Genomic DNA, 14,500 nt, shown 5'->3' on the forward strand with positions numbered 1-14,500 from the left:
GCTCACCATTTTATATGCGGGTGTGGCGGAATTGGCAGACGCACCAGACTTAGGATCTGGCGCCGCAAGGCGTGGGGGTTCAAGTCCCTTCACCCGCATCTTTCATGCGGAAGTAGTTCAGTGGTAGAATACAACCTTGCCAAGGTTGGGGTCGCGGGTTCGAATCCCGTCTTCCGCTCCACTTTTCGTATGTGCCGGGGTGGCGGAACTGGCAGACGCACAGGACTTAAAATCCTGCGGTAGGTGACTACCGTACCGGTTCGATTCCGGTCCTCGGCACCATCTTAATATGCGCCCGTAGCTCAATTGGATAGAGCATCTGACTACGAATCAGAAGGTTGTAGGTTCGACTCCCGCCGGGCGCACCATGTTTTTTTGCGGGAAGTAGCTCAGCTTGGTAGAGCACTTGGTTTGGGACCAAGGGGTCGCAGGTTCGAATCCTGTCTTCCCGACCACGTGATTTTTAATGAATGGGGCCTTAGCTCAGCTGGGAGAGCGCCTGCCTTGCACGCAGGAGGTCAGCGGTTCGATCCCGCTAGGCTCCACCATTTTTCAATCAGATACTTATATTATATTGGCGGTGTAGCTCAGCTGGCTAGAGCGTACGGTTCATACCCGTGAGGTCGGGGGTTCGATCCCCTCCGCCGCTACCAATAAATATAAGGACCTTTAGCTCAGCTGGTTAGAGCAGACGGCTCATAACCGTCCGGTCGTAGGTTCGAGTCCTACAAGGTCCACCATATGCATTTTTAAAAGCCGTGGAGGTATACCCAAGTTCGGCTGAAGGGATCGGTCTTGAAAACCGACAGGGGAGTCAAATCCCGCGGGGGTTCGAATCCCTCTACCTCCTCCATTTTTTCAAAAGCAGCAAGTTGTTTTGAAACAACCTTACATAAGGAAGCGAAGAAACGATATACACGAAAACTTGATGCAAATCGTTTCATTATTACCGTCGCGGGGTGGAGCAGTCCGGTAGCTCGTCGGGCTCATAACCCGAAGGTCGCAGGTTCAAATCCTGTCCCCGCAATTATTAGGTCCCGTGGTGTAGCGGTTAACATGCCTGCCTGTCACGCAGGAGATCGCGGGTTCGATTCCCGTCGGGACCGCCATTTTTAAATTTAGTACATTTGTGGCTCAGTAGCTCAGTCGGTAGAGCAAAGGACTGAAAATCCTTGTGTCGGCGGTTCGATTCCGTCCTGAGCCACCATATTTTAATATTACGGCGGTTGTGGCGAAGTGGTTAACGCACCTGATTGTGGTTCAGGCATTCGTGGGTTCGATTCCCATCAGTCGCCCCATTTCGCGGGTGTAGTTTAGTGGTAAAACCTCAGCCTTCCAAGCTGATGATGAGGGTTCGATTCCCTTCACCCGCTCCAAATATGGGCCTATAGCTCAGCTGGTTAGAGCGCACGCCTGATAAGCGTGAGGTCGATGGTTCGAGTCCATTTAGGCCCACCATATTCATATTGTTCCGCAGTAGCTCAGTGGTAGAGCATTCGGCTGTTAACCGAACGGTCGTAGGTTCGAGTCCTACCTGCGGAGCCATGGGGAAGTACTCAAGAGGCTGAAGAGGCGCCCCTGCTAAGGGTGTAGGTCGCGCGAGCGGCGCGAGGGTTCAAATCCCTCCTTCTCCGCCATTTGGCCCGTTGGTCAAGCGGTTAAGACACCGCCCTTTCACGGCGGTAACACGGGTTCGAATCCCGTACGGGTCATAACAAAAAGGGAAGCATACATACATGTATGCTTCTTTTTTTCATTTTTTTTCGTTGATATAATTATCCTTTTGATTATAGGGAATGTCTCCAAGACGGGAATCATTCCCTTCATCTAGTGTATTTTCATATAGCTTTTGCTTTTTGTTCGGCATATTCACCCTATTTTCCCCTTCGATATCATTTGCGGCAAATCCTTCATAGTCTTCAGGAAATCCATTCGTATCACCTTCGGTTTTATAAAGACCACTATAATTGTCATGATCACCTGTGTAATCAGATGGCGTTTCGGATGTACCGAATTTGGCGACTTCACCAAAGCTATCTTCTTTATCAACTATTTCATTTCCATGACGATTTTCAAAATCATCACCCTTGGATGGGATCAGTATATCTTCTTCCACCGGTCGGTCTTGTGCAATTGGTCGTTCCGGGGCATGCTCGACACAGTAGAGAGTGCTTGGAATCGCTTCAAGTCTATCGATAGGGATTTCTATATTGCAGGTTTTACAATGGCCATACGAACCCTCTTCTATGGCATTCAATGCTTCTTCTATTTTATCCATTTCAGATTGTGCATGCTCATCAAGTGCTTGGTTCCGTTCCATCTCGAATAATTCGGTTCCAAGGTCAGCAGGATGATTATCATAAGATGATAATTCCCCAACAGATTCCGTCTGGCTTTTATCAAGAACGGATCGTTCATCATTTTGAATCCTATTTCCAAGTTCAGCTTTTTCTTGAAGCAGTACTTTTCTGAATTTATGCATTTGCTGTTTCGTTGCCATATCCATTCACTCCTTCTAAAGTCCATATCTCATTTTATATTTTTATGATGGTTGTATTATCTATTACCCGAATCGGAGTATAGGAAAACAAAATGGAACGGAAGATAAAAAAAGGACTGAGCGGGTAGCTCGGTCCTTGAAAATTATATAAGATAGCTGATGAATAAACCAATGGCCATAAGTAAGCCAAAGAAGGTGTTCGTTTGGGCCGTTGCTTTCATTGCCGGTACCATCGTGATCGGCTGTGTTTTACCAACGAATCCTTTGACTGCGGCGATGGCTTTCGGGATGCTAAGGAAGGCTAGGAGAATCCACGCTGTTACATTTCCAGTAAGGACTAATCCAACCAGCCATAGATAAGAGAAGGCAAACATGATTGCCATGAATGTCAGGGCGTTTTTCCTGCCCATCACTACAGGCATCGTTTTGCGGCCATGTGCCTTATCTCCATCGTGGTCACGGAGGTTATTGGATAAGTTGATTAACCCGACCAATATTCCACTAGGGATGGCAATTAAGATGGCTGTTGAAGATACATAACCGGTTTGGATGAAAAAGGCAATCAGGATGATCAAAAAGCCCATGAACAAACCAGAAAATAGTTCCCCGAATGGTGTATATGAAATGGGTAGTGGACCGCCTGTATAAAGGTAGCCAACAAGCATGCAAACCAGTCCTACTGCTGCAAGCCACCAAGATGATGCGGCACAGATATAGATTCCAAGTATCAGGGCGATGGCATACATGCCAAGTGCCAAGGTCATAATGAGTTTTGGGGTCATCCCATGACGCACGATCCCGCCACCGATGCCTACGGATTCCTCCGTATCCAAGCCTCTCTTGAAATCATAGTATTCATTGAATAAATTAGTTGCAGCTTGAATCAGGATACTTGCAATCATCATGGCAGCGAATAGTAACCAATTCACTCCATCTTCCAAGAGTGCAATCACAGTTCCAAGTAAGACTGGGACAAAAGCTGCGGTTAGTGTATGTGGACGAATTAACTCCCACCAAATCTTCCAGGTCCGTTTAAGGGGAAGTCCGTCGTATTCTGTTTGCATTATTTCTCTCCTCAAAATCATTATTGGTTCTTTCGAAATTATAACAAATATTGAAATGTTGCACAAAAGGTTATCCTAATAAGTGTAGGAAAACTGGGGAAGTGTGTCAATTGGATTTCATGAAGATTCTCTTCCAAAATCAAGGATATTTCTCTTCATTCGCTAAGATTCATATAATAAGGAAAAAAGCAGGCATGAATCGTTCGGTAAAGGGGCGTTTTATTGACATGAGGTTGAAGGGAGGTGTATCTTTAAATAGGTTAAAAAGCTTTTAAAATGTACATTTGGGGGGATTTTCTTGGCTATCTCAGAAGAAACTGAACAGTTTCAGGGACTGGCTTCAGCTATACAAAAGGCGAAGGACTTGAATGATCAAGTTCTATTCAGTCATATTAAGAAAGTTAATTGCAACAACCCCCTTTCATTTTATCAAGCTGGAAGAGAACGGTACGCGGGTGAACGCTTTTTCTGGGAGGACCCTGCAAAGGAAATAACCATCACCGGTTTAGGCACTGTTAAGAAACTCAAAGCGGCATCGAATGCCGAACGTTATAGAGAAGTCGAAAAGAGCTGGATCAAACTGCAGAATACTGCTGTCAAAACGGGATTGACCGATGTAGAAGCGACCGGTCCTTTACTGTTTGGGGGCTTTTCTTTTGATTATGAAACTAACAGTACGCTCCTTTGGAATCAATTCGGGGACAACCTGTTTTATATACCTGCCTTCATGCTTTCAAAAGTGGGGAAACAAGCTTACTTAACGACAAACTTACTTTGTTCGCCTGATGATTCAGAAAAACTCTTCATAGATATGATAAATGAACGGGAAGCCTTCCTTTTCAAAAGCCTGGACGGCACTGGATTGGTTCCTAATGCCTTGGTTTTGCAGAAGGAAGTCAAACCTGAGGAATGGAAGCGGACGGTCGCAGAGGCTGTTCAGGAAATCAAGACGACAGATCTCGACAAGATTGTTTTGGCAAGGGAGCTTCGAGTTGTTTTCGAGCGTTCCATCGATTCAGGGAAAGTGCTTGAGCAATTGATTGCTGAGCAGCCATTAAGCTATATTTTCAGTTTGGAAGCTGGTGGTGACTGTTTTGTCGGTGCCACTCCCGAACGTTTAATTAAGAAACAGGGAAATGAAGTTTTCTCTACCTGTCTTGCTGGATCGATGGGGCGAGGGAAAGATGAGCAAGAAGATGTTTGTCTTGGTGAAGAATTGCTTCATGACCAAAAGAATTTACAAGAGCACCAATATGTCGTGTCGATGATATCAAATGCCTTTGATTCTGTATGTAAAAAGGTAATGGTCCCGGCCGAACCGAAACTTATGAAAAACCGTCATATCCAGCATTTGTATACACCGGTCCGCGGTATATCCAAGGAAGGTGTCACGATTTTTGAATTCGTCGAGAATCTCCATCCTACACCCGCCATGGGCGGACTTCCAAAAGAAAAGGCCGTTGTCCGGATTCGGGAAATGGAAGGTCTTGAGCGCGGCTTTTATGCGGGACCATTAGGCTGGGTGGATACGTATGGAAATGGGGAATTCGCCGTAGGGATACGTTCTGCCCTAATACAGAACAATGAGGCATCGCTCTTTGCGGGGTGCGGCGTAGTTGAAGATTCGGCTCCCGAAAGTGAGTTCCGGGAAACGGGGATTAAATTCAATCCGATGCTAAGTGCTTTAGGAGGAAATCTTAATGAATGACCGAGATGCATTGACAGCGTATGCTGCTTCATTTGTCGATGAGCTGGCACAAAATGGGATGAAGCATGTGGTTGTGAGCCCAGGTTCGCGATCCACTCCCCTAGCTTTGTTGTTAGTGGAACATCCTGATATCGAAATTCATATTAATGTGGATGAGCGTTCGGCTTCTTTTTTTGCCCTGGGTTTGGCTAAGGCCTTAAAAGAACCTGTCGGACTTCTTTGTACATCCGGTACAGCGGCTGCAAACTTTTACCCTGCCGTCATCGAGGCTTACTATTCAAGAGTGCCGCTAATAGTGCTGACCGCTGATCGTCCGCATGAATTGCGTGATGTCGGTGCCCCACAGGCAATCGATCAAATTCATCTGTACGGGAGACAAGTAAAATGGTTTGTCGAAATGGCACTTCCTGAAAGTACAGATGAGATGATGCGGTATGCAAGGATGATCGGTGCAAGGGCAGTGGCTACAGCGGCAACTGAACCTGCAGGGCCAGTACATTTGAATTTCCCGCTTCGAGAACCATTGATTCCGGATCTGGAGCAAGCAAAGGGATATAGGCAAAATAAAATGACGCCTGCAGTGTTGATTGATAGTGGAGAACGGTCACTGTCCGCATCACAAATAGATGCTGTTGCAACTACTTTGTCACAAGCTAAGCAAGGTATGATTGTATGTGGCGAATTACCGCATCCAGGGATGAAGGAAGCAATCAAAGCATTAGCGGATAAACTTGCTTTTCCGGTATTGGCTGACCCTCTTTCCCAGTTAAGGAGTGGGAGCCACGACAAAGCCATCATTATTGATGCGTATGATACGTTTCTACGCGATGAAGCGGCAAAAGCGGCTTTCAGGCCGGACGTGATTTTACGTTTTGGGACAATGCCTGTTTCTAAACCCTTATTGTTATTCATGAAAAAACAAAAACAAGCAATCACTTTGGTCGTCGATGGCGGAGCGGGCTGGCGAGAACCAGCCGGATTGGCATCGAACATGATTTACAGCGAAGAGAAAGATTTCTGCCAGCGTGTTTGTGAAAAAGTTACTGATGCCTCAGATGATAAATGGCTTGGCTTATGGCAAACTGTCAACGTAGCAACGAAGAATGCCTTAGCTTCCATCAGGGATGAAGAGGAATTAAGTGAAGGCAAGCTGTTCTCCCTGCTTGCTGATATGTTGCCATTGGAATCCACCTTATTTGTCGGGAATAGTATGCCCATACGAGATTTGGATACATTCTTTTTGAATAATGGAAAAGGAATCAAAACCTTTGCAAACCGTGGGGCGAATGGCATCGATGGGGTCGTTTCCACTGCTCTTGGAGTAAGTACGGTTTCGAAAAATACAGTACTGGCAATCGGGGATTTAAGCTTTTTCCATGATATGAATGGCTTGCTTGCAGCAAAACTTCAAAAACAAAATATCACCATATTGCTGATTAATAATGATGGGGGCGGCATTTTCTCCTTCTTGCCACAGGCGAATGAGAAAGAACATTTCGAAATGCTATTCGGCACCCCTCATGGGCTTGATTTTTCCCATACTGCAAAGCTGTATGGCGGTAAATACAACAAGGTGCAAAATTGGGATGAGTTAAAGAAGGTATTTACAGAGTCATTTGGAATTCAAGGTCTGAAAATCATTGAGGTGCCGACCGAAAGGGAGTCCAATTTACAAAAGCATCGAAATTTGTGGAGTTTTGTTTCCCAGGAAATAAAAATGGTGTTAGACAGGGAAATATCATGAATATTGTCAGCAAGGATGTCACTTATGCTGTTGAAATAACGGGAAATGGAGAACCTCTTGTACTTTTGCATGGATTTATGGGAAATCGGGATACATGGAATTTCCTCATTCCGCTATTGTGTGATAGGTATACAATGATCATGGTCGATATCATCGGTCATGGCATGTCTGCGTCACCGGCCGATCATCGAAGGTATGGGATGGAGCGGGTGGCTGAAGATATCAAGTACATTTTGGATGAGTTACATTTCCCGAAAGCCCATATCCTTGGATACTCGATGGGCGGCAGGCTTGGATTGGGATTTGCCTGTTTGTATCCTGAGTATGTTGATACATTGATATTGGAAAGCGCTTCACCAGGCCTTTTAACAGAAGAGGAGCGGGAAATCCGAAGGCAAAATGATAGGAAGCTTGCTGAAAGGATTCTTGAAAAGGGCATGGAAGCTTTTGTGGATCAATGGGAAAACATCCCGCTGTTTGAAAGTCAAAAACGGTTGCCGGCCAAAACCAGGTCAGCCATTCGGGAGCAGAGGAAGGCAAATGTCCCAGCCGGCCTTTACAATAGCCTCCTTGGTATGGGGACCGGCAGTCAGGCTTCTTACTGGGAAGACCTGAAAAACCTTGATTTCCCTGTGCTTCTTGTAACCGGTGAACTCGATCCTAAGTTTTGTGAAATTGCGGACTCGATGAAAAAAAAGCTGAAGCAGGCTGAATGGAAAATAATAAATGATGCCGGACATGCGATTCATGTGGAAGATGGAGAAAAGTTTGGTAAAATAATAAGTGAGTTTTTGAAGCGAAATCGGAGGAGGAATTAAAATGACGGTACAATGGGAAACAATACGTGAGTATGACGAAATTTTATATGAAAAATATAACGGGATTGCGAAAGTGTCCATCAACCGACCGCATGTACATAATGCATTCACGCCAAAAACGACTGCTGAAATGATTGATGCATTCGCAAGGGCGCGTGATGATTCTAGCATAGGTGTCATAATTTTAACTGGTGTAGGCGGCAAAGCATTCTGTTCAGGCGGAGACCAGAAAGTACGCGGGAATGGCGGATATGTAGGTGAAGATAACATTCCACGTCTAAACGTTCTTGATTTGCAGCGTTTGATTCGTGTAATTCCAAAACCGGTCGTAGCGATGGTTGCAGGATATGCAATTGGTGGCGGTAATGTTCTGAATGTGGTGTGTGACTTGACGATCGCTGCTGACAATGCAGTATTTGGACAAACTGGACCTAATGTGGGGAGCTTTGATGCCGGTTATGGCTCTGGCTACCTGGCACGTATCGTGGGCCATAAAAAGGCACGTGAAATCTGGTACCTATGCCGTCAATACAATGCCCAGGAAGCATTGGATATGGGATTGGTAAACACGGTGGTACCTTTAGACCAATTAGAAGCGGAAACCGTTAAATGGTGTGAAGAAATGCTTGAGAAGAGCCCAACTGCACTTCGTTTCTTGAAGGCGGCGATGAACGCTGATACTGATGGCCTTGCAGGTCTTCAACAATTGGCTGGTGACGCTACACTTTTATACTATACAACTGAAGAAGCAAAAGAAGGCCGCGATGCATTCAAAGAAAAACGCAATCCGGACTTTGGGCAATTCCCTCGTTTCCCTTGATGAAACGCGTGAAATGATGAGACTGACAGCTTGGCGGATAATCGCCGGGCTGTTTTCTATATCAAATGGAGGAGGATAAGCAATCATGGCAGAAGAAAAGTTGCCGAACTGGCTGAAAAATCGGGCGCATCTTTCACCAGATCGCCCGGCAATTGAATTTGAAGGCCATACGTATAGCTTTCTTGAACTGCATACATTATCGGAGAAGATGGCTGGCAAGCTGGCAAGCATTGGTCTGAGGGCTGGCGATTCATGCGCGGTTTTACTCCGTAACCATATTGATGGTGTTGTCGTTATCCACGCACTATTTTATCTCGGTGTGAAAATTGTGATGCTGAATAATAAGTTAACGGCAAAAGAGTTGGCCTGGCAGATTGAGGATAGTGAGACTTCCTATCTTGTTTCAGAAGGTTCCTTTTCCGAAAAACTCTCGGAAATTGGTTGTATTCTCCCGAATTTACACCTTCACTTAATGGAAGAATTGCCGGATGAAGGAGCGGCAGAGATTCTTCAAGAGTTTTATCTTGAGGATACGGCTACGATCATGTATACCTCAGGTACGACAGGCAATCCAAAAGGGGTGATCCAAACCTTCGGCAACCATTGGTGGAGTGCTGTCGGGTCGGTGCTGAACCTTGGATTGCATGAAGGGGATTCTTGGTATTGTGCAGTTCCGATCTTTCATATTAGCGGCTTATCCATCCTGATGAAAAATGTGATTTATGGCATGAAGGTCGTTTTGGCTGAACGGTTCGACGAACGGGAAGCAAACCTGAGCATCCAGGAAAATGGCGTGACGATCATTTCGGTCGTGACGGCGATGGTGAATAGGATGTTACAGGATTTGAAAGGAACAAGCTATCCGGAAGCTTTTCGCTGTATGCTGTTAGGCGGCGGCCCAGCACCCGTTCATTTACTTGAAGTATGTAAGGAAAAAGGGATTCCAGTCTATCAGACGTATGGGATGACAGAAACGTCCTCACAGATTGTGACACTTGCACCGGAATATAGCATGGCAAAAATCGGATCAGCGGGAAAACCTTTGTTCCCTTCGCAGTTACGGATAGAGAAAGACGGCAATATTTGTGAACCGGGTGCAGTGGGGGAAATCGTGGTTTCAGGTCCGAATGTGACGAAAGGCTATTTTAATCGAATGGACGCTACACTGCAGGCTATTACCGATGGATGGCTATATACAGGGGACCTTGGTTATCTGGATGAAGAAGGCTTTTTGTATGTGCTAGACCGACGCTCGGATTTAATCATATCCGGCGGTGAGAATGTCTATCCGGCTGAGGTTGAAAATGTCCTTTGTAAGCACCCTGATATTTTCGAAGCGGGTGTGACGGGGATTGACGATGAAAAATGGGGACAGGTTCCACTCGCTTTTGTCGTCTTGCATCAAGGCGCTGAGACTAATGAGAGTGAACTGCTGGAGTATTGCAGAGAATATTTGGCGGCCTATAAAATTCCCCGGAACGTGATTTTTTGTCAGGAGCTTCCCCGTAATGGAGCGAGCAAGCTACTGAGAAGGGAACTGAAGAAGAGAATGGGGGAATGGCAATGAAGTTATCCTCCATTTCACTAAAGCTCGTTAAGGCCCCGTTGAAGCGGCCATTTAAGACGCATCTCGAAACGGTATCCGACCGGGAAGTGATAATTGTCGAAGCCATGGATGAAGATGGATTGATTGGATACGGGGAAGCGGTGCCTTTTGCAAGTCCTTGGTATACCGAGGAAACGATCAAAACATGCTTTCATATGTTGGATGACTTCTTAATACCGTTGACATTGGCAGGCCGGATTAGGCATCCTGATGAGCTGCCTAATTTATGGAGCGGAATCAGACGGAATGCGATGGCGAAGTCAGGTTTGGAACAGGCAATACTTGATCTATATGCGAAGCAGAATGGCGTCTATCTCGGACGGCTTTTTGGCGGCGAACGAAGTGAAGTGGCCGCTGGTGTTGTCGTTGCATCCAATGATATTGAAGACGCGATGCACCAGATTGAGGATTTTTCAAAATCTGGTTATCAGCGATATAAAATAAAAATCAATCCTCATAATGATCTGGAGTTTTTATCGGAAATCCGTCGGGCCTATCCAGATATCCCGCTAATGGCAGATGCCAATTCAGCGTACACGCTCGATGACATCCCACATCTGCAGAAGCTTGATGGGTTTAAGCTGATGATGATTGAGCAGCCGCTGGGACATGACGATATTGTTGAACATTCCATTTTGCAGAAACAGCTGCAGACACCCATTTGCCTTGATGAAAGCATAAACTCATTTCATGATGCCAAAAGTGCGCTGTCACTCGAGAGCTGTGGGGTGATCAACATTAAGATGGCAAAAGTCGGCGGCTGGACAGAAGCTGTCAAGATCCATGATCTATGCTTGGGAAATGATGTGCCCGTTTGGTGCGGGGGGATGATTGAATTTGGCATATCGCGTGCACATAATATCGCTCTTGCCACATTAAAAGGATTCACGATTCCCGGGGATATATCATCCTCATCCCGCTATTGGGAAGGGGATATAATCGATCCGGAAGTCATTGTCAAAAATGGTATGATCCAGGTTCCTAATAAAGCGGGAATCGGTTTTGCCATCAATGAAAAGCGGCTAAAGGATTTGACTACATATAGTAAACTTTACAGGTGAAAAAAATCAAAGGAGGTGCTTGGCCCGCCTCTTTTGAATCCATATTGCAGATTCCCCCCCGTTTTATAATAATCCCCCTAGCTCGCAGTAATATATTATTCGCTGCATGCCTTCTAAAAAACCCATTTAATACATTTTGGACGGAAATCCCACCCTTTTAGAAAATGATTTTAATAGAATACTTACAAATATCAGTTTGTGGACAAAAGCAGGTTTGATAGGTCACACCCCGAATCATGGTGTTAAGAAAACTTGGTTACTCCTGCCGAATAACTGGCTACGGGACCCCGCAGGCGCTTGCTTTGATGAGGCATGGCAGACAGTCTATGGAAGGGGAGCGGGTTTCTGAAATCACTGGAGCTTTTTTAATTTGTCTACATTCTGCAAATATTTTGCATCTCCAGCATTCCTTTTATAAAACGGGATTTTAGTGAAGGGAAATCATTTAAATGGCCCGATCAGTCAGATATTTTTTTGGAAAATGGGGCTTTGACTATTTTTTCTTTATTGGATTATTTTGTATAATGAAATAAAAGGATGGCAACTAAGGGATAGGGAGGGGAGAGTATATGAAAAGACCGTACCTTATTGCGGAAATTCTATTAAGAAGAGGCATGCCGGACTATGTCATTAAAGAAGTGACGGCGTTGGCGGAGTGTGAGCTGTTTCTTTTGAAGAGAAAGTGGGGCATATATGATCGAAAGACGGGAGCGTGAATGAATGAAAGTTAAAGGGAACCGTTTTCGGTTCTGGCCGGTCCCCATGCGATTTAAGTTTTTCTAAGCCGGTACCTATTAACTGGACGGCCGATGCTGCCATACTGGACGTCAAGCTGAAGGACTTCTTCGCCGTGCAAGTATTCAAGATAGCGCCTTGCTGTAACTCTGGCGATTCCTATTCCATCAGCCACTTCTTCTGCCGATAAAGATCCAGGCTGAGTTTTTATGAATCTCGTCACTTGCTCAAGAGTAGCTCCATTCAATCCTTTAGGAACATCATATTTCGGACTCGTTTCAGAAGGAGTCTTATTTTGAAAGAGAATTCGGTCGAGCTGATTTTGAGAGATTTGATGGTCAGGTTCAACCTCCATCCGAAAAGCAAAATATTGTTCAAGTGTATGTTTTAGCCTTTCGAATTTAAATGGTTTGATTAAATAGTCAAAAGCCCCGTTCTGTATCATTTTTCGGATCGTTTTCTGGTCATTGGCCGCCGAAATGATGATGACATCCACATCAATTTGCTCTTTTCTGATTTGATAAAGTGTATCGACCCCGTTTAAAGAGGGCATGAAGATATCCAAAATGACAAGATCGGGTTTAATCTTCCTGATTTTCACCAAACCTTCAAGCCCATTTGAAGCTGTATCAACGACTTTAAAGGCGGGCAGGCGCTCGATGAACTGTTTGTTAACCTCTTGGACCATTGGGTCGTCCTCAATTAAAAGTACACGAAATTCTTTAGTCATTTTGGTTCTCCTCTATATCGTGCATGGGAAAAGAAATAAAAAAGCTTGTCCCTTCGTTAGGGCGTGTCGTGAATTTTATTTCGCCGTTCGCCTTTTTAACAATTTGGTCTATTAAATAAAGACCAATTCCTGATCCTTCCGCACCTTTTGTTGTAAAACCATATTCGAATATATCTTTATGAATGTCCTCGGGAATACCAGGTCCATTATCCTCAAGCACGATTTGACAATGCCGTTCATCTTGGTAAATGGATAGATAAACCTGTTTTGTTTCTTCTGCACAATGCTTTAGGGAAGCGAACGAATTTTCGATCAAGTTTCCGATTATCAAAACAAAATCGTGATGATCCATATCAGCTGGGAATTGGTCCAATTTCGTGTGCTTGTCCATGATGAGTTCGATTCCGAGTTCCCTTCCCAAGGAGATCTTACTTAATATAAGCCCCACTAAATTATCATCGTGAATGTGCTTCGTTAAAAACCTGGTCAGTTCCTCTTGCTCTTCCGTGATTTGAAAAATATAATGCAGTGCTTCGTCCAGATTACCTAGCTGGATCAATCCTGCTATCGTATGGAGTTTGTTCATATGTTCATGGTTCTGAACGCGCAGGGCTTCAACGAATGCTTTGACACTGGTCAACTCTTCAGCTAGCTTCGTCACATCGGTGCGATCCTGGAAAATGGCCACGGCGCCTATCGTTTTATCCGCAATCTTTATTGGTACCCGGTTGCTTACAATATTCCTGTTTTGAACGGATATTTCCTGATTGAAGATGGGGGATGTCCGGTCGAGCACTTCTGGCAGCCGGGTATCATTTATTATATCATTGATATTCTTGCCAATGACTGGACCGTTGATATTGAGCATTTGCTTAGCCTTTTCATTGAAAATCGTGATTTTTTGATTATTATCTATGGCGATGACCCCTTCATGCATGGCATTGAAGGCAGCGGTCCTTTCAACCAACATCCGTGATATTTCATGCGGTTCAAGTTGGAAGGTCTCTTTTTTTATCCGTCTGGCCAAGAGCCATGAGCCGCATACACCGAATAGGAGTGTAAGGATAAGGATAATCGCGATTTCACTTTTCAAATCCTTTATTAATTCCGGTATCGTCGGCAGGATGTTCCCAACCAGTACAACGCCGATTTGCTCGTTATCCTTATCAAGGATCGGGACAAAGGCGCGAACGGAAATGCCGAGTTCGCCAGCCGCCTTTGAAAGGTATTCATGTTCAGCGAACGCAGGGCTTTCGTCATTGCTGCTAGATGGGGTCCCCAATTGTCTGAACACCGGGTGGGAATAGCGTATATGCTGATTGTTGAGCACAACAATATAATCCGCTTGATGGATTTTCCTTAAGTTTTCAATCATCGGATTGAGTTGCGTCCATCCTTCAGGCTCACGGACCAATCTTTGTACTTCAGGGAGTTCGGCAATGGTGTGTGCAGTGATCATGGAACGTTTGCCGATTTCATCTTCCCTGACTGAAACGATATTTCCAAATATAAAAATCCCGCCTATAAGTATCGAAAAAGCGACGATTACGAATGATAGCAGGGTGATTTTAAATTGAATGGGCATATGAAAGGATTTATCCATTGTTGTTCCTCCATTACTTCTATACTTAATAGTAACAGAAGTTCTATCTATTTTCGCTACTTTTTCCCGCATTGTATTACGACAGCAAAAAGGCTGTGATAGAATAGTGAT

General features: G+C 44.9%; 11 protein-coding genes and 18 tRNA genes. 25 read left to right on the plus strand and 4 right to left on the minus strand.

Translation table 11 applies throughout. The annotated features are described in order from the left end of the window. The first annotated feature begins 16 nt into the window (after positions 1-16). From AC1DVK_RS07625 to AC1DVK_RS07710, 18 genes are all read left to right on the plus strand, one after another. A tRNA-Leu gene (locus AC1DVK_RS07625) sits at positions 17-98 on the plus strand. Positions 99-106: 8 nt separating this feature from the next. Beyond that, positions 107-181: transfer RNA gene (locus AC1DVK_RS07630), tRNA-Gly, on the plus strand. A gap of 12 nt (positions 182-193) precedes the next feature. Next, positions 194-282, plus strand: a tRNA-Leu gene (locus AC1DVK_RS07635). Positions 283-291: 9 nt separating this feature from the next. Beyond that, positions 292-368 (plus strand) — tRNA-Arg (locus AC1DVK_RS07640). A gap of 10 nt (positions 369-378) precedes the next feature. Then, positions 379-455 (plus strand) — tRNA-Pro (locus tag AC1DVK_RS07645). A gap of 17 nt (positions 456-472) precedes the next feature. Further along, a tRNA-Ala gene (locus AC1DVK_RS07650) sits at positions 473-548 on the plus strand. A gap of 28 nt (positions 549-576) precedes the next feature. Next, positions 577-653: transfer RNA gene (locus tag AC1DVK_RS07655), tRNA-Met, on the plus strand. Positions 654-663: 10 nt separating this feature from the next. Continuing rightward, positions 664-740 (plus strand) — tRNA-Ile (locus tag AC1DVK_RS07660). A 20-nt stretch (positions 741-760) separates the two neighbouring features. Continuing rightward, a tRNA-Ser gene (locus tag AC1DVK_RS07665) sits at positions 761-853 on the plus strand. Between the two features lie 100 nt (positions 854-953). Further along, positions 954-1,027: transfer RNA gene (locus AC1DVK_RS07670), tRNA-Met, on the plus strand. Between the two features lie 6 nt (positions 1,028-1,033). Continuing rightward, positions 1,034-1,109: transfer RNA gene (locus tag AC1DVK_RS07675), tRNA-Asp, on the plus strand. Positions 1,110-1,131: 22 nt separating this feature from the next. Beyond that, positions 1,132-1,207: transfer RNA gene (locus AC1DVK_RS07680), tRNA-Phe, on the plus strand. A 15-nt stretch (positions 1,208-1,222) separates the two neighbouring features. Then, positions 1,223-1,298: transfer RNA gene (locus AC1DVK_RS07685), tRNA-His, on the plus strand. 4 nt (positions 1,299-1,302) lie between these two features. Further along, a tRNA-Gly gene (locus AC1DVK_RS07690) sits at positions 1,303-1,376 on the plus strand. Positions 1,377-1,381: 5 nt separating this feature from the next. Then, positions 1,382-1,458: transfer RNA gene (locus AC1DVK_RS07695), tRNA-Ile, on the plus strand. Positions 1,459-1,470: 12 nt separating this feature from the next. Further along, a tRNA-Asn gene (locus tag AC1DVK_RS07700) sits at positions 1,471-1,545 on the plus strand. A 1-nt stretch (position 1,546) separates the two neighbouring features. Continuing rightward, positions 1,547-1,637, plus strand: a tRNA-Ser gene (locus tag AC1DVK_RS07705). Positions 1,638-1,640: 3 nt separating this feature from the next. Beyond that, positions 1,641-1,712: transfer RNA gene (locus tag AC1DVK_RS07710), tRNA-Glu, on the plus strand. A 41-nt stretch (positions 1,713-1,753) separates the two neighbouring features. Here AC1DVK_RS07710 and AC1DVK_RS07715 read toward each other — a convergent pair. Then, complete coding sequence (locus AC1DVK_RS07715) at positions 1,754-2,500, minus strand: TraR/DksA C4-type zinc finger protein (protein WP_477626172.1); 747 nt, start codon at positions 2,498-2,500, stop codon at positions 1,754-1,756. 143 nt (positions 2,501-2,643) lie between these two features. Beyond that, positions 2,644-3,564 carry a 1,4-dihydroxy-2-naphthoate polyprenyltransferase gene (locus AC1DVK_RS07720; RefSeq protein WP_477626173.1) on the minus strand — a complete coding sequence of 307 codons (921 nt, stop codon included), beginning with the start codon at positions 3,562-3,564 and terminating at the stop codon, positions 2,644-2,646. 298 nt (positions 3,565-3,862) lie between these two features. On the opposite strand from AC1DVK_RS07720, the gene AC1DVK_RS07725 reads away from it, so the two are divergent. The 7 genes from AC1DVK_RS07725 to AC1DVK_RS07755 all read left to right on the plus strand — a co-directional run bounded on the left by AC1DVK_RS07725 (position 3,863) and on the right by AC1DVK_RS07755 (position 12,037). After that, positions 3,863-5,272, plus strand: a complete 1,410-nt coding sequence (locus AC1DVK_RS07725; protein WP_284469425.1) for an isochorismate synthase — start codon at positions 3,863-3,865, stop codon at positions 5,270-5,272. Then, positions 5,265-7,016 carry a 2-succinyl-5-enolpyruvyl-6-hydroxy-3-cyclohexene-1-carboxylic-acid synthase gene (gene menD / locus AC1DVK_RS07730; RefSeq protein WP_089362645.1) on the plus strand — a complete coding sequence of 584 codons (1,752 nt, stop codon included), beginning with the start codon at positions 5,265-5,267 and terminating at the stop codon, positions 7,014-7,016. Before AC1DVK_RS07725 ends, menD begins: the two co-directional genes overlap by 8 nt. Further along, a complete protein-coding gene (gene menH / locus AC1DVK_RS07735) occupies positions 7,013-7,834 on the plus strand; it encodes a 2-succinyl-6-hydroxy-2,4-cyclohexadiene-1-carboxylate synthase (protein WP_477626174.1) in 822 nt (273 codons plus the stop codon). The genes menD and menH overlap by 4 nt, the downstream gene beginning before the upstream one ends. A 1-nt stretch (position 7,835) precedes the next feature. Beyond that, complete coding sequence (gene menB / locus AC1DVK_RS07740) at positions 7,836-8,654, plus strand: 1,4-dihydroxy-2-naphthoyl-CoA synthase (protein WP_061465337.1); 819 nt, start codon at positions 7,836-7,838, stop codon at positions 8,652-8,654. A gap of 85 nt (positions 8,655-8,739) precedes the next feature. Next, positions 8,740-10,221 carry an o-succinylbenzoate--CoA ligase gene (locus tag AC1DVK_RS07745; RefSeq protein WP_477626175.1) on the plus strand — a complete coding sequence of 494 codons (1,482 nt, stop codon included), beginning with the start codon at positions 8,740-8,742 and terminating at the stop codon, positions 10,219-10,221. Further along, entirely contained in the window at positions 10,218-11,321 is a 1,104-nt protein-coding gene (gene menC / locus AC1DVK_RS07750) for an o-succinylbenzoate synthase (protein ID WP_477626176.1), read from the plus strand. The genes AC1DVK_RS07745 and menC overlap by 4 nt, the downstream gene beginning before the upstream one ends. Positions 11,322-11,890: 569 nt before the next feature. Continuing rightward, on the plus strand, positions 11,891-12,037 hold the full coding sequence (locus tag AC1DVK_RS07755) for a hypothetical protein (protein WP_155727454.1): 147 nt from the start codon (positions 11,891-11,893) through the stop codon (positions 12,035-12,037). 53 nt (positions 12,038-12,090) lie between these two features. Here AC1DVK_RS07755 and AC1DVK_RS07760 read toward each other — a convergent pair whose 3' ends face one another. Then, on the minus strand, positions 12,091-12,786 hold the full coding sequence (locus AC1DVK_RS07760) for a response regulator (protein WP_089362649.1): 696 nt from the start codon (positions 12,784-12,786) through the stop codon (positions 12,091-12,093). Beyond that, entirely contained in the window at positions 12,779-14,389 is a 1,611-nt protein-coding gene (locus AC1DVK_RS07765; RefSeq protein WP_477626177.1) for an ATP-binding protein, read from the minus strand. Before AC1DVK_RS07765 ends, AC1DVK_RS07760 begins: the two co-directional genes overlap by 8 nt. Positions 14,390-14,500: the final 111 nt, after the last annotated feature.

This window comes from Peribacillus sp. P4_B1, from assembly GCF_056402395.1.

Bases quoted from the DNA above. Each gene is read 5' to 3' on its own strand.
- AC1DVK_RS07715 (WP_477626172.1), bottom strand. From the start codon at position 2,500: ATGGCAACGAAACAGCAAATGCATAAATTCAGAAAAGTACTGCTTCAA.
- AC1DVK_RS07720 (WP_477626173.1), bottom strand. From the start codon at position 3,564: ATGCAAACAGAATACGACGGACTTCCCCTTAAACGGACCTGGAAGATT.
- menD (WP_089362645.1), top strand. From the start codon at position 5,265: ATGAATGACCGAGATGCATTGACAGCGTATGCTGCTTCATTTGTCGAT.
- menH (WP_477626174.1), top strand. From the start codon at position 7,013: ATGAATATTGTCAGCAAGGATGTCACTTATGCTGTTGAAATAACGGGA.
- menB (WP_061465337.1), top strand. From the start codon at position 7,836: ATGACGGTACAATGGGAAACAATACGTGAGTATGACGAAATTTTATAT.
- AC1DVK_RS07745 (WP_477626175.1), top strand. From the start codon at position 8,740: ATGGCAGAAGAAAAGTTGCCGAACTGGCTGAAAAATCGGGCGCATCTT.
- menC (WP_477626176.1), top strand. From the start codon at position 10,218: ATGAAGTTATCCTCCATTTCACTAAAGCTCGTTAAGGCCCCGTTGAAG.
- AC1DVK_RS07755 (WP_155727454.1), top strand. From the start codon at position 11,891: ATGAAAAGACCGTACCTTATTGCGGAAATTCTATTAAGAAGAGGCATG.
- AC1DVK_RS07760 (WP_089362649.1), bottom strand. From the start codon at position 12,786: ATGACTAAAGAATTTCGTGTACTTTTAATTGAGGACGACCCAATGGTC.
- AC1DVK_RS07765 (WP_477626177.1), bottom strand. From the start codon at position 14,389: ATGGATAAATCCTTTCATATGCCCATTCAATTTAAAATCACCCTGCTA.